The sequence below is a fragment of the Brotaphodocola sp. genome (genome assembly GCF_050873065.1).
Classification (GTDB): domain Bacteria; phylum Bacillota; class Clostridia; order Lachnospirales; family Lachnospiraceae; genus Brotaphodocola.
In genome coordinates, this window is sequence record NZ_JBNMIC010000005.1 from 75,853 (window position 1) to 95,866 (window position 20,014).

The following is a 20,014-nucleotide window of genomic DNA, read 5'->3' on the forward strand; positions in this document are numbered from 1 at the left end:
TATGGGAAGGAAGGTGGAGACAATGAAAAAGAGAGGTCTGAAATTAGCAGCAGTTGTGATGGCTCTGGCAATGGTACCGGCAGTTGCATTTGCAGCAGGTTCTAAAGTTACGGACAGAGATGACAGCAACACTACTTCTACTACGGATAATACATTTTCTGGTGGTACAACCAGTACTGGTAGTGTAACTCAGGGTAATGGTACTGTAACAAATACCACAACCACAACTACTACAACCCCGGCTGAGAGCACGAAATCTCAGGGTTCCAATGTTATCACAGCTGGAAATGGAGAGACTGTAAGTGCTACTGCAACAAGCACACAGACGACGTCAACTGGTGAGAGCGTAACCACAGGTTCTGCTACGGATGTAACGGCTGTAGATGGTTCCAAGATTACCTATGCAGGAAATGCAACCGTAACCGTAGAGAGCAGAGTTGGTGACGAGCTTGTTGGAACGAACGTTAAAGTTCTGAGCGGTACTGAGATCAACACAGCAAATGTCAGCACGGAGCTGAGCACCCTGCGTCAGGCAGTATCTGCTGGTACTTCTACGGATGCGGCAACCGCTGCTGTAAAGGCAGAGGGTTACCAGTCCACTGGTATTACGGAGAATGTGTTCATGACCGATGTCAAGACCAGCACAGAGGTTAGCAGAAACACTGAGTACGGATATGTATGCTCTGGCCTGAAGGCAGATGCCCAGGTAAGAGTTGTATTCGTAAACAACAATGGTACAACCCAGGTTCTGAATGTAACACGTGTAGGCGATATCCTGTACTTTGTACTTCCGGCATCTGGTCAGATCACCATCTATGTTAAATAAGAAATCCATGAGAATGGATCTTCAAATCCGAAAGGGAGAAGTTCGATGAGAGCTTCTTCCTTTTTTGCGTTTGATAGGGGAAGTGTTGCTGTTTGCGCGATGCGTGAACAGTAACATGACAGGTTCTCGTCGGAAAAGGGTAAGGATATCGTAAGTTGACTATACAATTTTCTTCCACTATAATAAAATTACAATCAAAAGACTCAGATGAAAAAATTTTGTGAGGGAAATGAGAGTGTTTTATCTTTATAATAGGAAAGTGGGGGTTGACAATGAAGAAGAGTAATTTACGGGCATTGTGCATGAGTGCAATGATCGGTGCTGCGGGAATCACCGGGACAGTGAGCACGGTGGCAAACGTTGGAATGGTGGTTGCGTATGCATCGGATAAGGCGGTATCGAAGGTGACACTTAGAGTGGATTCCAAGTTAAAGCCGGGAGATACCCTGCCGTCGATTTCTTATAACAATTCTGGTGAGAATGCGAGCGCGGCTGACGGGGAAATTATTGTGACCAATACCTCGGATGCATATTCCATTGTGGATGCGGAGTGGACGACATCAACTTCTAAGGTGATGGAAGTGGGACAGCAGCCGCAGATGAAACTGACATTGAGTCCGAATTCTGTGGGTGGGGATCAGTATCAGTTTAAGGGGACTTACCGCTCGAGCAATGTCAGCATCCGCAAGGCAGATTTTGTGAGCGCGAGCAAGAGTGGAGGCAACCTGATTGTCAAAATCAAGGTTCGTGCGGTGGAGGGAGCTTTCTCAGCACCGGACAATGCTTACTGGAAGGATAACAGCAAGGGAACTGCGCGCTGGGATGAGCCGGAGGACGGCGGAACCGGCCGCTATGAGGTGGAACTGCGCAGAGGTTCCTCAAAAGTGTATTCCACGGAGACGAATAATCGCTCTTTCAATTTTTACCCATATATGACAAAGAAGGGTACCTATACGTTCCGTGTGCGCACAATCGCGAAGACGACAAAGGAAAAGGATTACGGAGATAAGAGTGACTGGGTTGATTCCGATGAGATGTATCTGGCAGAGGAAGATGTATCGGATGGAAGCGGTCAGGAGAGCGGTGCTGCGATCACTCCGGGAGGACCGAATGGCTCCTCTTCCCCGAGCGGAAATACGAACGTTGGCTGGCGTCAGTCGGGTGGAAGCTGGTATTTCTATTATCCGGACGGAAGCTATCAGAAGAACGGCTGGAGCCAGATTGGTGGAAAATGGTATCTGTTCAACAGCAATGGCCAGATGCTGACGGGTTGGCAGACGGTAAACGGCCAGACATATTATCTTGCAGATGATGGTGCGATGCTGACCGGATGGATTTCATGGAGCGGACGCTGGTATTACCTCAACACGACGCCGGATCAGTATCAGGGAGCACTGGTGAAGGCTCGCTGGTGGACGGTGAACGGCAAGGCCTGCTACCTCGGTGCCGATGGTGCGAGAGCGACCGGATGGACACAGGTGGATGGAAACTGGTATTACTTCTATCCGGACAGCGGCGCGAGAGCAGAGAACACCTATGTGGACAGCTTTTATGTGGACCAGAATGGTGTCTGGGTCAAATAAGAGAGGCTCTGTGATTCACAGGATTTTCAAATTTCTTTGTTATGATTATTCCAGAATAAGGGAAAACTGGAGAATCAGAAAGGAAATAGAATGAGACGAGGAGCAGAGACAAGCAGTAGGGAAGATAGAAGACGAGGTTCGAACAAGGATCATGTGATCAGAGAGACACTTACAAGAATCATTCTGTGCGGAGTGGTGCTTGCAGGATGTGCGGGAGCGAGTGTCTGGCCGGTTATGCAGGTATATGCGTCTGATAAGGCGGTTGAGACGGTTTATCTTGGGACATCCAAGCATGCATGGTGGGACACGGATACCGTCGGCAGATGGAATTCCGTCAGCAAGGCACACGAGTATCAGGTGAAACTCTATCTGGCGGATGATCTTGATCTGGACACGGATGATGAGGATGGCGGAGCGGTCACGCTCACCGATTCCAAGCTCAATGAGCTGACGCAGGATGCGGAGTGTGTGATGATGAAGCGCACAACCCAGACCAGCTATGATTTCTCTCCGTACATGAAAGATCTTTATACGTATGTTTTTGTCGTCCGGGCTGTTCCGAAACTAAGCGAACAGCAGTATGTGAAATCCGGAGACTGGATCGTCTCCCCGACAGCAGACTTTAAGGAAAACCAGGTTCAGGGAATCACAGGAGGAAAGTGGCGCAACTACCTCGAGGGAACGAAATATGAGATGGAGGACGGTACGTTTCTTGCCGGAGGCTGGCAGAGAATTCAGGGAGTCTGGTATCTGTTTGATGAAAATGGATATCGCCTGAGTGGGTGGCAGACGGTGGAGAATATCCGCTATTATCTGAACGAGGAGAGCGGAATGCTTGCGACCGGGTGGTTTGTCTGGGACGACAACTGGTACTATGCGGATAAGACGGGCGCGGTGCAGACCGGATGGGTCATGGATCAGCCGGGAAAATATTATTACCTGAATGAAGACGGCACAATGGCACATGACACGGTTGTGGGCGGATACACGCTTGACAGCAAGGGGCTCCGCCAATAATAAATGGAATAGATGGAAGGAAAATCCATTTGATATCGGAGTTCTGATTAATTGAGAAAGGCGACAGTCTGACGGAAAATTCGTCAGGCGGTCGCCTTTTTTATCGGCTCTATGTGCTCTATGTCAATTGTCGTGGTGGGTCTCTTTCTTCCTTCAGAATTGCGCAGGGAAGGCATTATAAAGGCATTATGAGGACATTACGGACACTACGGTACAAGTCTGGCAAGCTCGGGGAAGAGTCCGAGACTGCGCTTTAAGATCCCTTTCATGAACGCGATCGTGATGCCGTAATTGGTAAATGGAATTCCGGCGTCGAGGGCGCATTTCTGGCGGTAGAGGACCTCGCGGCCGTTCAGCATGCATCCGCCGCAGTGGATGACCATCCGAAAGGCTGACAGATCTTCCGGGAAGCCGAGGCCGGAGCTTGTCTCGATCTCAAGAGATTTTCCGGTACATTCTCGAATCCAGCCGGGAATCTTGACGGTTCCGATGTCTCCGCACTGGCGGTGGTGGGTACAGCCCTCAGAGATCAGGATGCGGTCGCCATCTTTCAGCGTGGAGACTGCGGAGACACCGTGGACTGCCGTTTCCAGAAAACCTTTGTAGCGGGCCATCAGGATCGAGTAGGAGGTCAGCGGAATCTCTTCGGGAACAAGGCGGCTCACAAGACCAAATGCCTGACTGTCTGTGATGACCATTGCCGGACGGATTCCGCCGCTTTGCAGTTTCATCAGCGTGGCAGCCAGTTCTGTCTCCCGGCAGACGATGGAGACCGCTCCGGCCTCTAAGACCTCGCGGATCATCATCTGCTGGGGAAGGATCAGGCGCCCCTTTGGTGCAGACTCATCGATCGGGATCACCTGAAGGATGAGATCACCGGGATGTAAGAGATCGCGGATGAGAGGGCGCTCCGTTTTTCCGTTTTGGATAAGCCCTGCAATCTGTTCTTTCAGCTTTTCAATCCCGAGGTGTTTCTGAGCGCTGACGCAGAGAAAACCGGCATTCGCTGTGGATGAAACCGGGGGCTTTGGACTCTGAAAAGAAGGAAGATCACATTTGTTGAATACGGTGAGAAAGGGAATCTCCTTCTCTTTAAAGAGATCAAGCAGTTCCTGATCGGCTTTGCCGAGACCTTCCGTGCCGTCCACGATGAGAACGGCGCAGTCGGCGCGGTTTAAGATCTGGCGGGCGCGCTTGATGCGCTGCTCGCCGAGACTTCCCTCATCGTCAAATCCGGGAGTGTCAATGATGACGACCGGGCCGAGCGGGAGAAGTTCCATAGATTTTGTCACCGGGTCGGTCGTCGTCCCCTTTGTATCGGAGACGACAGACATCTGTTGGCCGGTGATCGCGTTGACAATGCTGGATTTTCCGGCATTTCGCCGCCCGAAAAATCCAATGTGAATCCGCTCAGCGGATGGAGTTGCATTCAATCCCATAATCGATACCTCTTATTAAACAAATTAAGCAGAAACCAAAGGTTGCTGAAATGTCCGTTTCACAGTAACCGGGAAGATTAAAAACGGAAATCGCGGATTCCCTCTTCAATTTTCTTTAAATGGTCAGCACAGATTTCCCGAACTTTCTCCTTCGGAATGTTCAACAGTTCTGCCTCAATCAGCGCTTCGCCGATTTTTCTGGTATCCTCGGACGCATAGTCCATCAGATATTCTTTCAGGGTCATCAGCGCGTTCGGGTGACAGCAGTTCTGGATCTGGCCGCTCTTGCACAGGCTCATAAAGCGGTCGCCGGTGCGGCCCTCGCGGTAGCAGGCGGTGCAGAAGGAGGGGATGTATCCGAGCTCCATCAGCCATTTCACAACCTCATCAAGGGTTCTCTGATCTGACACATCGAACTGTTCCGTGTCAGTCGGGCGGATTTCCTCCTGATAACCGCCGACGGAGGTACGGGAACCGCCGCTGATCTGGGAGACTCCGAGGCGGATGACTTTCTCGCGGACTTTCTGGCTCTCTCTCGTGGAGATAATCATGCCGGTGTAGGGAACAGCGACGCGGATCAGGGCACAGAGTTTTGCAAAAATCTCGTCGCTGATTCCATTGTCGAAGGCATCCGGGTCAATGTCATCGGCATGCTTGATTCGCGGAACACTGATCGTGTGAGGTCCGACCCCGTGAACGGCCTCGAGATGCTCTGCGTGCATCAGAAGACCGGCAAACTCGTACTTATACATCTCCAGACCAAAGAGAACGCCAAGGCCGACATCGTCGATTCCGCCCTCCATAGCGCGGTCCATCGCCTCCGTGTGGTAGCAGTAATCATGCTTCGGACCGGTCGGGTGAAGGGCTTCATAACTCTCTTTGTGGTAAGTCTCCTGAAAGAGAATGTAGGTTCCGATTCCGGCTTCCTTGAGCTTTCTGTAATTTTCCACTGTTGTGGCAGCGATGTTGACATTGACTCTGCGGATGGCTCCGTTTTTGTGCTTGATGGAGTAGATCGTGTTGATGCACTCGAGAATGTACTCGATCGGGTTGTGAAGCGGATCCTCACCAGCCTCGATGGCGAGACGCTTATGTCCCATATCCTGAAGTGCGGTCACTTCGGCGGCAACTTCCTCCTGTGTCAGTTTTTTGCGGGCAATGTGGCGGTTCTTGCTGTGATAAGGACAGTAGACGCAGCCGTTGATGCAGTAATTGGATAAGTAAAGAGGAGCAAACATGACGATGCGGTTGCCGTAAAACTTCTTTTTCAGCTCTTCTGCGAGCGTGTAGAGTTCTTCGATTTTTTCCTGATTTTCGCAGGCGAGGAGAACAGACGCCTCGCGGTGAGTCAGACCTTTGCAGAGTCTGGCTTTTTCGATGATCTGGTCAATCAGCTCGAGATTATCTTTGTTTGCCTCGGCATATGCAAGAGTGTCAAGAATTTCCTGATGGTTGATAAATTCCTCTGCTTTCAGAGATTTTGGATTGTATGCGTACATAATGATTTTTCCTTTCTTGCAGGTCAGCGAAAGTGCGTGACCCCAGATGCTGTTCTTACGCATTTTGAGGTCGGGACTCAGGCTTCCCCGTCAGAACATAGTTTATTTTTTCCTTTTTTGATCTTTAACCGTATTAGCTGGCGTCCCCGGGGCGGTCAGACGGTTTCAATCAGGCTGTCACCGCGTGAGGAGACAATGTGAAATCCGGCGCTTGTGACGCGGCGCTCGAGACAGCCGCGGCACTCGGCAGCTTCCTCACCGGTGCAGATCTTGTTGTCGTAGAGCGCATATTTTTTGCGGACTTCGACCGGGGAGAGGTTTGGCATGATGACATTTGCACCGCAGCGAAGTCCTTCCTCGCGTCCGTCAGCCTGTGCAGTTCCAAGTGCAGTTGTCGCTGGAAGGAGCACTTTCGGGAGCAGGAGGCGGATCACAGACAGGAGAAACAGCGTCAGCTCGACGCTTCCGGCGGGCATTTCCCCAAAAGGAGTCTCCCGCTGTGGGAGAAACGGACCGATTCCTACCATGTGAGGCTTAAACGTCTTGAGAAAGCGCAGATCCTTCACGAGATCCGCAGTCGTCTGGTAGGGCGATCCGACCATGAATCCACATCCGGTCTGGTAGCCGATTTTCCGGAGAGTCTCAAGACACTCCATCCGGTTGTCAAAACTCATCTGTGAGGGATGAAGTTTCTCATAGTGGGACTTTGAGGCGGTCTCGTGGCGGAGCAGATAGCGGTCAGCACCTGCGTCAAACAGCCGCTTGTAGCTCTCTGCGCTTCGCTCTCCGAGGGAGAGGGTGATCGCACAGTCCGGGTATCCGGCACGGATTGCACGCACGATTTCTTCCATGCGTTCGTCTGTAAAATAGGGATCTTCCCCACCCTGAAGCACAAAGGTGCGAAAACCGAGATCATATCCCTGACGACAGCACGAGAGAATCTCATCGAAATTCAGACGATAGCGGTCTGCGTGTGGATTGCTGCGGCGGATTCCGCAGTAAAAGCAGTCATTCTTGCAGTAGTTGGTAAATTCGATCAGTCCGCGCAGAAAAACGTCTTCGTGATAATACCGGGCACAGCACGCAGCAGCCTCCTTTTTCAGAAATGTGCGAACGATTCCGCCGTCGTCATTTCGCCCATCAATCAGACGAAGAAGGTCTTCGTCGGGGAGGTCATGCCGACGAACCAGAGTCTCAGCGAGTGTCATTAAGTTTGAATTTGTCATGTTCTTCAAGTTTGTTATGTTTTTCAAGTCATTCATGATTTCACTCCCGAATAAGCCGTCTTGGAGCTGACACCGGGCAGTTTTCCGATCTTTCCTGACAGTGCGGAGATCACCGGCTGGGGGGCATCGATCGCGATACTGATGATGCTCAACTGCTTTTGACGATAGGGAATTCCCATACGCCCGATGATAAAAGTCCGGTATTCATGCAGGATGTCGTTGAGTGCTTCGACTGAATCCGGATTTTCCACGACGATTCCGATGACGGCGATCCGTGTTTCCTCAGCGGGAGACGGCAAAACGGGAGACTGGGAATTCTCAGTGTGAAGTTTTGCGTTGTTGGGTGAGTTTGGGGTATTCATCTGCGGCAGATTCCTCCTAACATACATCATATAAAGATTATTTTAGAATCCGGGACGCAAAAAAGACTGTAATGAGAAATTACAGATAGTGAATTTTGAAAATGAAATGGATGAACCTTTCTCCTCAAAATAATTTTTTGGCGTCAGGATACGAAATCATCGTAACATAGTGAGAAAAAGTTTGCAATAGGGAGCGCGCAAAAGTGGGCGCTGGAGAGATAGGATGTGTGCAGAGATGTCCATTGCTTTTGGGCTTTGATGATTTTTCTAATGATTTTTCGGGTGCTTTTTCGGCTCCGCCAGCGAGAAAAGTCCCGCAAACACGCTTGCGCTCCGAATTTCGACGTAGCGGTGCATAAGGTCGTAAAGAACACGACCTAAACACCGACATCGAAAACGGGTTTGCGAGGATCTTTCTCGCTGTCGGAGCCTAGGGTGTTGTTTAGTAAGAATCACTGAGCATCCTGATGTTTGTTCTCAGTTTGCAAGAGCGAAAAGCCTGTGATAAAATAAGACTCAGACATAAGGAAGGACAATACGGTGAGATGGCAGAGAAAATAGAATCAATAAAGAACAACATAAATGAGAGTGGAGAGAAAAGAACAATGAAGATAGATGAGATTCAGGGACAGATTGCAGGGGCAGAAAAAGTATTAGTCGGACTTGGTGAGGAGTGGAAGTGGAATCGCCAGGGCGAGGATGCAAAAGAGCGCCGCGAAGAGTTGGTGAAAGCGTATGAGAAACTGTATCAGGTACTTAAAAATAAAGACTATTTTATTGTGACGCTTGCGACAGATGCGCTGATCTATGAGACCTTGCTTGGAAGCAGGACAGAAAAAGTGATTTCGACGGATAAGGAGGAAGAGGCGGTTTCCTGCCCGTCGGAGAATGCAGAGACACTGGCAGTGATGGAGCGGCTGTTCCCGTCAAAGAAGCGTCCGGAGGATACCAGATGGCAGCGGATCGTGGCTCCGTGTGGAAATGAGACGTGGAGACAGTGTTCAGCGGGCTGTACGAAGGACATCTGGGAACCGGGAGAGGTGCCGGATGACGTTTGTCCGCACTGTGGGGCACCGCTGACCGGAAATACCATCGATGCAACCCCTTATATTGAGGAGGGGTATCTGCCGCAGTGGAACCGCTATACCCAGTGGCTGACGCGTACCTTGAACCGGGAGACCCTGATTCTGGAGCTCGGAGCAGGATTTGGCAATCCGGGAGTGATTCGTTTCCCGTTTGAGAAGACTGCATTTTTCAACCGGAAATCCTACCTGTGCCGTGTGCATGCACAGTTTCCACAGATTACGCAGGAACTGGCAGAGCGCGCAGTCGGGATTAAGGAAAATTCGGTTGAGTGGGTGAGTCAAATTAAATAAATGCACTCCAGTAAAAAAGGCAAATTTCCCAATGAAGGATACAAACGAAGAAACAAAAGTTGTGAAAACAACTGGAGTGTGTTAAACTGTTAAAGTATCGCTGATAGTGGCGATATTTCCGTGAAAGGCAGAACATTCTGCAATCGGGGAAAAGTCGAATAACAGTTGAAGAACAGTGTAGGGAATTGTCGGCAGAATGTCGGGAAAGAATGTCTGGAGGCAGAGAACGAATGATAGCAATCATTGATTACGATGCAGGAAATTTAAAGAGCGTAGAGAAAGCGCTGACCGCATTGGGAGAGAGACCGACTGTGACGCGTGATCCAGATGTGATCCGCCGTGCAGACAAGGTGATTCTTCCGGGTGTCGGTGCATTTGGCGATGCGATGGAGCGTTTGAGACAGTATGGTCTTGTGGATGTGATCCGTGAAGTTACGGCAAAGGGAACGCCGTTTCTTGGAATCTGTCTGGGACTTCAGCTTTTGTTTGAGCGGAGCGATGAGAGCGAAGGCGTGGAGGGACTCGGTATTCTTCCGGGTGAGATTCTTCGGATTCCACCGGCAGAGGGACTCAAGATTCCGCATATGGGATGGAATTCCATCAAGATCCGGCCGGACAGCCGCCTCTTTGCGGGTGTGGACGATGAATCTTATGTATACTTTGTTCATTCTTATTATCTGAAAGCCAGAGATCCAAAGATTGTGGCAGCTACTGCAAAGTACGGTGTAGAGATTCATGCGGCAGTGGAACAGGGCAATATTTTTGCCTGTCAGTTCCATCCGGAGAAGAGCAGTCGTGTGGGACTCCAGATCCTGAAGAATTTTATCAGCCTGTGACGGACCGGGCGGAAGGGAGAACGAGATCAATGTTTACAAAAAGAATCATTCCCTGTCTGGACGTGAAAGACGGACGGGTGGTAAAAGGCGTTAATTTTGTGAATCTGCGGGATGCCGGCGATCCAGTTGAGATTGCGGCGGCTTACGATCAGGCAGGAGCGGATGAGCTGGTTTTTCTGGACATCACGGCATCCTCAGACGGCCGTGATACGGTTGTGGATATGGTGCGCCGTGTGGCAGAGAAAGTGTTTATCCCGTTTACTGTGGGCGGTGGAATCCGCACGGTGGAGGATTTCAGGAAACTGCTCAGGGAGGGCGCAGACAAGATTTCTGTGAATTCGGCTGCGATTGACCGGCCGGAGCTCATTTCCGAGGCGGCTGAGAAATTCGGGCGGCAGTGTGTCGTTGTCGCAATCGATGCGAGACGGCGCGCGGACGGAAGCGGCTGGAACGTTTACAAACACGGCGGTCGCCTTGACACGGGGCTTGATGCCGTTGAGTGGGCGAGAAAGGCAGATGAGCTCGGAGCCGGAGAAATTCTGCTCACGAGCATGGATTGTGATGGAACAAAGGCGGGATACGACAACGAGCTCACCTCCATCATTGCGGAGAATGTCTCGGTTCCGGTTATCGCTTCAGGCGGAGCGGGAACAAAAGAACATTTTTATGATGCACTCACAAAGGGAAAAGCGGACGCTGCGCTTGCGGCCTCACTGTTCCACTATAAGGAGTTAGAGATCCGTGATCTTAAGAAGTATCTGAGAGAGCGGGGAATTCCGGTGCGCCTGTAAAGTGGCTGTCATAAAAGCGGGCGTGTCGACTTGAACCTGAAAGAGCGGCTTGTAAAAAGCTCTTTAGAGAAGGTTTGTAAAGGAGTAAAAGCAAAAAGCGAATAGCGAAAGAAGGGGACAAGAAATGGGAGCAATCGCCAATGACTGGCTTGAACCGTTAAGCGGAGAGTTTAAAAAACCGTATTACCGGAAATTATACGATACGGTAAAACATGAATATGAGACAAAACAGTGTTTTCCGGATCCGAATGACATCTTTAACGCGTTTGAGTTTACGCCTCTTTCCGAGGTGAAGGTAGTTATTCTGGGACAGGACCCGTATCACAATGTGGGACAGGCTCACGGACTCTGTTTTTCGGTAAAGCCGGATGTGGAGATTCCGCCGTCTCTGGTGAATATCTATCAGGAGCTTCACGATGATCTCGGCTGTTATATTCCAAACAACGGTTATCTGGTGAAATGGGCAAAGCAGGGTGTCATGCTGCTTAACACTGTTCTGACTGTGCGCGCGCATGCGGCAAATTCACACCGCGGAATCGGCTGGGAGGAGTTTACCGATGCGGCAATCCGTGTGCTCAATGAGCAGGACCGCCCGATGGTTTTCATTCTCTGGGGAAGACCGGCACAGATGAAGAAATCTATGCTGACGAATCCGAAACATCTGATTCTGGAAGCTCCGCACCCGAGTCCTCTTTCTGCATACCGGGGATTTTTCGGCAGCAGACCGTTCAGCAAGACAAATGCCTACCTCGAAGAGCACGGGCTTACACCGATCGACTGGCAGATTGAAAATGTCTGATGAAAGAAAAACATTGGCAAAAAAGAGTTTGTGTAAACCTGAGTAGGAGAAAAGAAAAAGGAGATTCAACCTATTATGGGACAACTGATTGAAATTTTAAAAGTAATTGTACTGGGAATTGTTGAGGGATTCACAGAGTGGCTTCCGATCAGCAGTACCGGTCATATGATCCTTGTGGATGAGATCATTCACCTGAATGTACCAGAGGATTTTATGAATATGTTTCTTGTTGTGATTCAGCTCGGCGCAATCATGGCGGTCGTATTGTTGTATTTTAAGAAGCTGAATCCGTTTGATCCGGGCAAGAGTGCAGGACAGAAACGTGCAGTCTGGCAGTTATGGGTAAAGATTGTCATCGCCTGCTTTCCGGCAGCAGTCTGCGGACTGCTTCTTGACGACTGGATGGAGGCACACCTCTACAATGCCTATGTCGTGGCAGCAACGCTGATTGTCTACGGTATTCTCTTCATCATGATTGAGAACCGCAACCACTACACCGAGTTTCCGGTTCAGCGCGTGACACAGATCACATACAAGACGGCATTTCTGATCGGTCTGTTTCAGGTGCTGTCTTTAGTTCCTGGAACTTCCCGTTCTGGTTCGACGATTCTCGGCGCAATGATTCTCGGCTGCTCCCGCGGGGCTGCGGCAGAGTTTTCCTTCTTCCTCGGACTTCCGATTATGCTCGGAGCGAGTGCACTGAAGTTAGTCAAATTTGGTTTCAACTTCACGGGACTGCAGATTTTTTATCTGATTCTCGGCATGGTAGTTGCATTTGGCGTTTCGGTTTACTCCATCCGTTTCCTGATGTCCTACATCAAGAACAACGACTTTAAGTTTTTCGGATACTATCGAATTGTGCTTGGCGTGATTGTGCTTGCATTCTTCATCGTGCGCGCGCTGTTGTCATAGCCATAGGAACTTAAGTGACTCTTCTGCGCGGAGGCAATTTTGTTATCTTTCAATAAACTTCCGTGCAGGAGTGCCATAAGACAGAAAGGGAAGAAAGAAAAAAATATGAACATAAGAAGACCTCTGACCAGAAATGAGCGATTCATTCTTCTGGCTCTGGTTCCTGTCTATTTTATCGCTGCGGGATTTCTCCTTCAGCCGGCAGGAGAGATTTTTGAGGGAGTCTGGGCAATCGTGAGAGAGCCGGACTTTCTGATTACGGATTATTTTGTGATCGGAGGAGTGGGTGCTGCATTTCTCAACGCGGGTGTTCTTACCCTTTTAAGCATTGCAATCCTCTATTTTCTTGGAATGGAGATGGACGGACACACGATCACCTCCACGTTTCTGATGTTTGGATTTTCCCTGTTTGGAAAAAATCTTTTGAATATCTGGATGATTCTCGCCGGTGTCTGGCTCTATGCAAAATATCACAGGGTTTCTCTGTCAAAATATATCTATGTGGGATTTTACGGGACAAGTCTCTCTCCGATCATCACGGAGGTCATGCAGATCGGTAATTTCTCGCTTCCCCAGAGACTGTTGCTCTGTGTTGTGACCGGAATGACAATCGGCTTCGTCCTTCCGCCGTTAAGTACCCATATGCACTTCATGCACCGCGGATACTCGCTCTACAACGTCGGATTTGCGGGAGGAATCATCGCGACCGTTCTGGTTTCCCTGATGAAATCGTTTGGAATCACGATGGAATCCCGGCTGATCTGGTATGAGGGTGACAATTTGCCGTTTGTGATTCTGCTCTCTGTGCTCTTTCTGGGAATGATTCTCGGAGGATTTCTGTATGGCGGAAATATGGCGTTTCTGAGGTATCAGCAGATTCTGCGGTCCTACGGGCTTGGCGGAACGGATTATTACAAGGAGTGGGGCGCCCCGGCAACGATGATTAACATGGGGATCAACGGGTTGACGGCGATGGGATTTCTGATTGCAACGGGAGTGCATTTGAACGGACCGACAATCGGCGGAATCTTCACAATTGTCGGCTTCAGTGCGACGGGAAAACATCTCAGAAATATTCTGCCGGTCATGACCGGAGTCGTATTTGCGAGTGCAGGAAAAGTGTGGTCGCTCACAGACCCGTCCGCGACGCTTGCACTTCTGCTCTCAACGACCTTAGCTCCGATTGCGGGAGAGTTCGGCATTTTTGCCGGGATTCTTGCGGGCTTTCTTCACTCGTCCGTGGCGCTCAACGTCGGAATTGTGTACGGCGGAATGAATCTCTACAACAACGGATTTGCAGGCGGCATCGTGGCAGCCTTCCTCGTTCCGGTCATCCAGTCTGTCCGCTCGAGAAGAGCGCGCGCAAAGTCCGGCTGGTCGCTGTAACCCGGATATGAAAAATCGCAAAATAATGTAAACAGACAGCAGATTTTTACATGGAAATTTCTCTTTTTCAGGCGTATACTGAAAAAAGGTTGCTGGAAACAGCGACGGGAGTAGCCGGAAAGTGGCTGGGGAAAAGTCGCCGGGACGGCAAATATGTGACGGACAGGAGAGGGGTTTCTATGGTTTACGGAGCAATAAAACAGCTGGTACAGTATGGACTTGAAACGGGGTTAATCACAGACACAGACGCGATTTATGCGCGCAATCAGATTCTTGACACGCTGCATATGGAAGAGTATGAAGAGCCGGAGGGCGATCTGGGTGAGGTCAAACTCGAGGAGATCTTAAAGGAACTTCTCGACTATGCGTGCGAAAAAGGACTGATTGAGAATGGAATCGCGAGCAGAGACCTGTTTGACACGAGACTGATGAACTGTCTGATGCCGAGACCGTCGGAGGTTTCGGAGAAGTTTTGGAAACTTTATGGGGAAAAGGGACCGCAGGCAGCAACCGAATATTTTTACAAGCTGAGTCAGGATTCTGACTACATCCGCAGATACCGGGTGTGCAAGGATCAGAAATGGGTGACGTCCACGCCTTACGGAGATCTCGATGTGACGATCAATCTCTCGAAACCGGAGAAGGATCCGAGAGCGATTGCAGCTGCAAAACTGGCAAAACAGAGTGGATATCCGAAGTGTCTTCTCTGTATGGAAAACGAGGGATATGCCGGACGGCTGAACCATCCGGCAAGAAACAATCACCGCATCATCCGCCTGACAATCGGCGGAAAGCGCTGGGGCTTCCAGTATTCCCCGTATGTCTATTACAATGAGCACTGCATCGTCTTCAACGGGGAGCACGTTCCGATGAAGGTGGAGCGGGCATCTTTTGTGAAGCTGTTTGACTTTGTAAAGCAGTTTCCGCATTATTTCCTCGGATCGAATGCAGACCTTCCGATTGTGGGAGGCTCAATTCTGAGCCATGATCATTTTCAGGGCGGCCACTATACATTTGCGATGGCAAAAGCTCCGATCGAGAAACATGTCAAGATGCCGGGATTTGAGGATGTGGAGGCAGGAATTGTCTACTGGCCGATGTCCGTTCTGCGTCTGCGCGGAAAAGATCCGGACCGCCTGATTGATCTCGGTGACAAGGTGCTTCAGGCATGGCGCGTATACACGGATGAGTCTGCCTTTGTCTTTGCAGAGACGGACGGGGAGCCGCACAACACAATCACACCGATTGCGAGAAAGAACGGAAATCTCTACGAACTGGATCTGGTGCTGAGAAATAACATCACGACGGAGGAGTTCCCTCTCGGCGTTTACCATCCGCATCAGGATCTCCACCACATCAAGAAGGAAAATATCGGTCTGATCGAGGTCATGGGACTTGCCGTTCTCCCGTCGAGACTGAAGGATGAGCTGGCACTTCTTGCAGATTACATCGTGGAGAAGAAAGACATTCGAAGCAACGAGAGCATTGAGAAACATGCGGACTGGGTGGAGAAATTCCTGCCGAAATATGAGTCCATCACAAAGGAGAATGTAGAGCAGATTCTCCGCGATGAGGTGGGTCTCGTCTTTGCCCGCGTGCTTGAGGATGCTGGTGTATACAAGTGCACACAGAAGGGACGGGAAGATTTCCTGCGATTCCTGGCAACGGTTGGATTTACCGCGTAAAAAGTCCACAAGAAAAATGTTGTGAAACTTGCAGGAAAATAGGTGTTGGAAATTGTTGGCTCCTGGATGTATATTTGGTGATAAATAAAAAGCATATCAGAGAGTCAGTAGATGACAGCAAAGAGGCTGCTGCAGAACAGAACGGAGCTTGTTCCGGGATGTTCTGCGGTGGCCTTTTTTGTTAATTCCCATCTGCTCTGTTTTGACAGAATTTTGTATGTGGCTTGCAAGGGAGGAAATCAAGATGGAAGAAAAGAAGAGAAATGCAGCAGATCTTCTGGTTGAGTGTCTGGAAGAGGAAGGCGTGGAGTACATTTTTGGAATTCCGGGAGAGGAGAATCTGGCAGTGATGAATGCGCTGAACGATTCCAAAATCCGTTTTATCACGACGAGACATGAGCAGGGCGCAGCCTTCATGGCAGATGTCTATGGGCGTCTGACCGGAAAAGCAGGCGTGTGTCTTTCCACGCTCGGACCGGGAGCTACAAACCTTGTGACAGGTGTTGCGGATGCGGACAGCGATGGTGCCCCGCTTGTCGCAATCACCGGTCAGGTTGGAACGGAGCGCATGCATATCACGGGTCACCAGTTTCTTGATCTGACGAAAATGTTTGAGCCGATCACGAAGCGGACAAAGATGGTCGTCCGCCCGGACACCGTCGGTGAGATCGTGCGCCTCGCATTTAAGTATGCAGAGAGCGAAAAGCCGGGTGCCACTCACATCGATCTTCCCGTCAATGTGGCAAAGATGCCGGTGGCAGATTCCGAGAAACCTCTTCACAAGAAGATTGCACCGAAGGAATATGCAGAGCTTGACACGGTTCAGGATGCAGCGGGACTGATTTTTCAGGCGCAGAATCCGGTCATTCTTGCAGGAAGCGGAGTGGTTCGCGGTCACGCGTCGAAGGAACTCACGGAGTTTGCTTCAAAGCTCAAGATCCCGGTTGTCAACACGATGATGGCAAAGGGTGTGATTCCGTTCGACAATCCGTACTCGATGTGGACAGTCGGAATTCCGCAGAGAGATTACGAGAATAAGATTCTTGAGGAGGCTGATCTTGTCATTGCAGTCGGATATGATATTGTAGAATTTGCCCCGGCAAAGTGGAACCCGAAGGGGGAGACAAAGATCGTCCATGTGGACATGCGCCCGGCGCACATCAACAAGGTATATCAGCCGGATGTCGAGGTGGTCGGAGACATTGCAGACTCTCTGAATCAGATTGCGAGAAGAACCGGCCGCCACAAAGAGCCGGAGCAGGCGCTTGCGATCCGTGCAAAAATGGTCGCAGAGCATGAGTCCTACGCAAAGGACGATTCCTTCCCGATGAAGCCGCAGAGAATTCTCAACGATGTCCGCAAAGTCATGGGGCGCGAGGATATTGTGATCTCAGATACCGGAGCGCACAAGATGTGGATTGCCCGTCATTACAACTGTTATGAGCCGAATACCTGTATCATCTCAAACGGTTTTGCGACGATGGGAATCTCTGTTCCGGGAGCGATCGGCGCAAAGATTGTCCATCCGGACAAGAAAGTCCTCGCGATCAGCGGAGATGGAGGATTTATGATGAACTGTCAGGAACTCGAGACAGCAAGAAGAGAGGGAATCCCGTTTGTCACCCTGATCTTCAATGATTGCAGTTACGGTCTGATCAAGTGGAAACAGATGGATCAGTATGGAAAAAGCTGCTATGTGGATTTCACAAACCCGGATTTTGTGAAGTTTGCAGAGAGCATGGGAGCGATCGGATACCGGATCGAGAAGGCAGAGGATCTTGTCCCGACACTGGAGAAGGCATTTGAGCAGAAAGTACCGGTCATCATCGACTGCCCGGTGGACTACTCGGAAAACACAAAGCTGACTGCACATTTGAAGCAGTTGATGGAAGAACTGTAAGTGCGGCAATAAAAATTTTGTTTGTAAAGGGAAAGGATGTCTTTGCATCCTTTTCTTTTTGTGTTATGATGCAGGAGTGCGTTTGAATGAATATGCAAAAATTCAGTTTATTTATTCATCTTGCAAATTTATGAAAAAAAGAAAATGGATGGTAGAACAGCAATGGAGAAAGACAGAAAAAAAACACTGGTCAGCAGCCTGCTCCTGATGCTCACTGCCCTGATCTGGGGTGTGGCATTTGTGGCACAGAGTGAGGGACTCAATTACGTGGGAGGATTTACGCTCAATGGAAGCCGTTTTCTTGTGGGCGGTATGGTTCTTCTGCCATATGTTCTGTTTGCTGGCAGGAAAAATCGCGGGGAGAGTCAAAAGGATCGGGAAGCAGAGAAGAAACGCTTAAAAACCGGTGTGATCGGAGGAATCTGCTGCGGATGTTTTCTCTGCCTTGCGAGCAGTCTCCAGCAGTTTGGAATCGCGTACACAACCGTTGGAAAAGCCGGTTTTATCACGGCACTCTATATTGTGATTGTGCCTCTTCTCGGACTTTTTATGCATCATAAAGTCGGAGCGAACATCTGGATCAGCGTTGTGATTGCAGCAGCGGGAATGTATCTGCTCTGTATCACGGAAGAATTTTCGATCGGTCGCGGAGATCTTCTGGTATTTTTGTGTGCAGTTGGTTTTTCTTTTCATATTCTGGTCATTGATCACTTCTCTCCGAAGGCGGATGGAGTCGTGATATCCTGCGTTCAGTTTTTCACGGCAGGATTTATCTCCCTTGTGCTGATGTTTGCATTTGAACAGCCGTCATGGAAGGGAATTCTTGCAGCGTGGCTGCCGATTCTGTATGCCGGTGTGATGTCATCCGGTGTCGGATATACGCTTCAGATAATCGGACAGAAAAATCTCGATCCGACGGTTGCCTCTCTGCTCATGAGTCTGGAATCTGTATTTGCAATGCTTGCCGGATGGGTGATTCTCGGACAGAAGATGTCCGCGCGCGAACTGTTAGGCTGTGCCCTCGTATTTGGTGCGATCATTCTCGCACAGATCCCGGCAGAGAAGTTCAAGAAAGCATAAGATTTAGATGGCAAGGAGGAATGGAGTTGTGGGGATTGCGATTGCTCTGAGAGATGCGTGGCTGTTTGAACAGGCAGATGAAAAATCCGGGCGGGCAGATCAGGTTCTGTCCGGGTGGGCAGTCCGGTGTGATGATTCGCAGATACAGATTACGAAAATGTCTGGGCAAGACTCGATGGACTGGCAGAAGAACCAATATGTCCATGTCGTGACTCATTATGGATATCAGGGATGGATGTGCACTTCTGATCTTCGTCCGTGCTCAGAAGAAGAGTGGAGACTGCGCCAGAATTCCGGGGCTTTATTATTATCGGGAACCTCAGAACTATCAAAATCATCACAATTATTGGAATCGTCAGAGCCCCTTGCGCCATTTTTCTGGATCAGAGTCCACAGGGCAGATATTCTTTCAGAACCGAGAGTTCAGGGAGAAATCCTTGAGACATTGACGCGCGATTCGATCGTGCAGCTCATAAAGCGTGATGAGACAGACGGCTGGAGCAGAGTCCGCACCGCCTCGGGAACAGAGGGCTATCTTCACACGGTTTTTCTCACCGAGCGCCGCGACCACGAGAGATTTCTGATGGAGAAATTTAAGAGAATTCCGGATTTCTTTTTGAAGGATTTTCTCTCTCAGAGAACGATCCTGTTATGCAGATCAGACCGATTACAGGAAAGAAAAAATCAAAAGGTTCGGGAGACACAGGCAGACGTGCAGGCATGGGAGCGGGAACTTCGCCATGCCTTAACGGAACATGCTCTCAGTTATTTAGGAACACAGTACCGCTGGGCGGGAAAAAGCTCGCAGGGAGTCGACTGCTCCGGCCTGCTGTTTCTGTCTTACATGGAAAATGGGATCCTGATTTACCGGGATGCAAAGATGAAGGATGGATTTCCGATGAGACCGATTGGGCGGGATGAACTTGCCCCCGGCGATGCAATCTATTTTCCGGGTCATGTCGCGATGTATCTGGGCGATGGGAAATTTATTCACGCCACTGCATACAAAGAGAATGCGGGAGTCTGCATCAACAGCCTGAATCCGGCGGATCGTGATTACCGGGAGGATCTAGTAAATTCGATTACGGGATATGGGAGTGTATTTGTTAAAGGGTGATTAATTTAATGAAAAAATCGGAAATCAGGTATCAAGGATGAATTGTGGGGCATGAACAGTGAGATGTGTATTAAGTAATGGATAAGAAGTAGGCGACGGAAGGCGAGAAAGTCACTGCAAACCCGTTTTCAACGTTGGTGCTTAGATTGCGTAGTTTGCAATCTTATGCACCATTACGTT

17 protein-coding genes are annotated in these 20,014 nt (G+C 49.8%); 13 read left to right on the forward strand and 4 right to left on the reverse strand.

The window, feature by feature from the left end; all coding sequences use genetic code 11:
• Window positions 1-22 precede the first annotated feature (22 nt).
• The 3 genes from ACR0QE_RS02935 (at window position 23) to ACR0QE_RS02945 (ending at window position 3,426) form a co-directional block, all read left to right on the forward strand.
• Window positions 23-826, forward strand: a complete 804-nt coding sequence (locus ACR0QE_RS02935; RefSeq protein WP_432626870.1) for a hypothetical protein — start codon at window positions 23-25, stop codon at window positions 824-826.
• A gap of 272 nt (window positions 827-1,098) precedes the next feature.
• On the forward strand, window positions 1,099-2,409 hold the full coding sequence (locus ACR0QE_RS02940; RefSeq protein WP_432626871.1) for an N-acetylmuramoyl-L-alanine amidase family protein: 1,311 nt from the start codon (window positions 1,099-1,101) through the stop codon (window positions 2,407-2,409).
• A gap of 90 nt (window positions 2,410-2,499) precedes the next feature.
• Window positions 2,500-3,426, forward strand: a complete 927-nt coding sequence (locus tag ACR0QE_RS02945) for an N-acetylmuramoyl-L-alanine amidase family protein (RefSeq protein ID WP_432626872.1) — start codon at window positions 2,500-2,502, stop codon at window positions 3,424-3,426.
• A gap of 206 nt (window positions 3,427-3,632) precedes the next feature.
• On the opposite strand, the gene hydF is transcribed toward ACR0QE_RS02945, so the two are convergent.
• The 4 genes from hydF to ACR0QE_RS02965 all read right to left on the reverse strand — a co-directional run bounded on the left by hydF (window position 3,633) and on the right by ACR0QE_RS02965 (window position 7,889).
• Window positions 3,633-4,865, reverse strand: a complete 1,233-nt coding sequence (hydF, locus tag ACR0QE_RS02950) for a [FeFe] hydrogenase H-cluster maturation GTPase HydF (RefSeq protein ID WP_432626873.1) — start codon at window positions 4,863-4,865, stop codon at window positions 3,633-3,635.
• A 77-nt stretch (window positions 4,866-4,942) separates the two neighbouring features.
• On the reverse strand, window positions 4,943-6,364 hold the full coding sequence (gene hydG, locus ACR0QE_RS02955; RefSeq protein WP_432626874.1) for a [FeFe] hydrogenase H-cluster radical SAM maturase HydG: 1,422 nt from the start codon (window positions 6,362-6,364) through the stop codon (window positions 4,943-4,945).
• Window positions 6,365-6,519: 155 nt separating this feature from the next.
• On the reverse strand, window positions 6,520-7,572 hold the full coding sequence (gene hydE, locus ACR0QE_RS02960; protein WP_432626899.1) for a [FeFe] hydrogenase H-cluster radical SAM maturase HydE: 1,053 nt from the start codon (window positions 7,570-7,572) through the stop codon (window positions 6,520-6,522).
• Window positions 7,573-7,622: 50 nt separating this feature from the next.
• On the reverse strand, window positions 7,623-7,889 hold the full coding sequence (locus ACR0QE_RS02965) for a TM1266 family iron-only hydrogenase system putative regulator (RefSeq protein ID WP_432626900.1): 267 nt from the start codon (window positions 7,887-7,889) through the stop codon (window positions 7,623-7,625).
• A 668-nt stretch (window positions 7,890-8,557) separates the two neighbouring features.
• Here ACR0QE_RS02965 and ACR0QE_RS02970 point away from each other — a divergent pair.
• The 10 genes from ACR0QE_RS02970 (at window position 8,558) to ACR0QE_RS03015 (ending at window position 19,834) form a co-directional block, all read left to right on the forward strand.
• Window positions 8,558-9,328: a hypothetical protein gene (locus tag ACR0QE_RS02970; protein WP_432626875.1), complete on the forward strand. Its 771-nt coding sequence runs from the start codon at window positions 8,558-8,560 to the stop codon at window positions 9,326-9,328.
• A gap of 230 nt (window positions 9,329-9,558) precedes the next feature.
• Window positions 9,559-10,164 (forward strand): imidazole glycerol phosphate synthase subunit HisH, encoded by a 606-nt coding sequence (hisH, locus tag ACR0QE_RS02975; RefSeq protein WP_432626876.1) that lies wholly within the window; start codon window positions 9,559-9,561, stop codon window positions 10,162-10,164.
• 29 nt (window positions 10,165-10,193) lie between these two features.
• Entirely contained in the window at window positions 10,194-10,955 is a 762-nt protein-coding gene (gene hisF, locus ACR0QE_RS02980; protein ID WP_432626877.1) for an imidazole glycerol phosphate synthase subunit HisF, read from the forward strand.
• 124 nt (window positions 10,956-11,079) lie between these two features.
• Window positions 11,080-11,754: a uracil-DNA glycosylase gene (locus ACR0QE_RS02985; protein ID WP_432626878.1), complete on the forward strand. Its 675-nt coding sequence runs from the start codon at window positions 11,080-11,082 to the stop codon at window positions 11,752-11,754.
• A gap of 75 nt (window positions 11,755-11,829) precedes the next feature.
• Window positions 11,830-12,666, forward strand: a complete 837-nt coding sequence (locus ACR0QE_RS02990) for an undecaprenyl-diphosphate phosphatase (RefSeq protein WP_432626879.1) — start codon at window positions 11,830-11,832, stop codon at window positions 12,664-12,666.
• A 105-nt stretch (window positions 12,667-12,771) separates the two neighbouring features.
• A complete protein-coding gene (locus tag ACR0QE_RS02995) occupies window positions 12,772-14,052 on the forward strand; it encodes a DUF1576 domain-containing protein (protein ID WP_432626880.1) in 1,281 nt (426 codons plus the stop codon).
• A 179-nt stretch (window positions 14,053-14,231) separates the two neighbouring features.
• A complete protein-coding gene (gene galT, locus ACR0QE_RS03000; protein ID WP_432626881.1) occupies window positions 14,232-15,737 on the forward strand; it encodes a UDP-glucose--hexose-1-phosphate uridylyltransferase in 1,506 nt (501 codons plus the stop codon).
• Window positions 15,738-15,981: 244 nt separating this feature from the next.
• Window positions 15,982-17,637 (forward strand): acetolactate synthase large subunit, encoded by a 1,656-nt coding sequence (locus ACR0QE_RS03005; protein ID WP_432626882.1) that lies wholly within the window; start codon window positions 15,982-15,984, stop codon window positions 17,635-17,637.
• Window positions 17,638-17,781: 144 nt separating this feature from the next.
• Window positions 17,782-18,717: a DMT family transporter gene (locus ACR0QE_RS03010; RefSeq protein ID WP_432626883.1), complete on the forward strand. Its 936-nt coding sequence runs from the start codon at window positions 17,782-17,784 to the stop codon at window positions 18,715-18,717.
• 28 nt (window positions 18,718-18,745) lie between these two features.
• Window positions 18,746-19,834, forward strand: coding sequence for an NlpC/P60 family protein (locus ACR0QE_RS03015; protein WP_432626884.1), 1,089 nt, complete (start codon window positions 18,746-18,748; stop codon window positions 19,832-19,834).
• Window positions 19,835-20,014: the final 180 nt, after the last annotated feature.

What these genes read in the sequence shown, in the direction of transcription:
- hydG (WP_432626874.1), bottom strand. Translation starts at nt 6,364, where the DNA reads ATGTACGCATACAATCCAAAATCTCTGAAAGCAGAGGAATTTATCAAC.
- ACR0QE_RS03010 (WP_432626883.1), top strand. Translation starts at nt 17,782, where the DNA reads ATGGATGGTAGAACAGCAATGGAGAAAGACAGAAAAAAAACACTGGTC.
- hisF (WP_432626877.1), top strand. Translation starts at nt 10,194, where the DNA reads ATGTTTACAAAAAGAATCATTCCCTGTCTGGACGTGAAAGACGGACGG.
- ACR0QE_RS02970 (WP_432626875.1), top strand. Translation starts at nt 8,558, where the DNA reads ATGAAGATAGATGAGATTCAGGGACAGATTGCAGGGGCAGAAAAAGTA.
- ACR0QE_RS02945 (WP_432626872.1), top strand. Translation starts at nt 2,500, where the DNA reads ATGAGACGAGGAGCAGAGACAAGCAGTAGGGAAGATAGAAGACGAGGT.
- hydE (WP_432626899.1), bottom strand. Translation starts at nt 7,572, where the DNA reads ATGACACTCGCTGAGACTCTGGTTCGTCGGCATGACCTCCCCGACGAA.
- ACR0QE_RS02935 (WP_432626870.1), top strand. Translation starts at nt 23, where the DNA reads ATGAAAAAGAGAGGTCTGAAATTAGCAGCAGTTGTGATGGCTCTGGCA.
- ACR0QE_RS03005 (WP_432626882.1), top strand. Translation starts at nt 15,982, where the DNA reads ATGGAAGAAAAGAAGAGAAATGCAGCAGATCTTCTGGTTGAGTGTCTG.
- galT (WP_432626881.1), top strand. Translation starts at nt 14,232, where the DNA reads ATGGTTTACGGAGCAATAAAACAGCTGGTACAGTATGGACTTGAAACG.
- ACR0QE_RS02990 (WP_432626879.1), top strand. Translation starts at nt 11,830, where the DNA reads ATGGGACAACTGATTGAAATTTTAAAAGTAATTGTACTGGGAATTGTT.
- ACR0QE_RS02995 (WP_432626880.1), top strand. Translation starts at nt 12,772, where the DNA reads ATGAACATAAGAAGACCTCTGACCAGAAATGAGCGATTCATTCTTCTG.
- hydF (WP_432626873.1), bottom strand. Translation starts at nt 4,865, where the DNA reads ATGGGATTGAATGCAACTCCATCCGCTGAGCGGATTCACATTGGATTT.
- hisH (WP_432626876.1), top strand. Translation starts at nt 9,559, where the DNA reads ATGATAGCAATCATTGATTACGATGCAGGAAATTTAAAGAGCGTAGAG.
- ACR0QE_RS02940 (WP_432626871.1), top strand. Translation starts at nt 1,099, where the DNA reads ATGAAGAAGAGTAATTTACGGGCATTGTGCATGAGTGCAATGATCGGT.
- ACR0QE_RS02985 (WP_432626878.1), top strand. Translation starts at nt 11,080, where the DNA reads ATGGGAGCAATCGCCAATGACTGGCTTGAACCGTTAAGCGGAGAGTTT.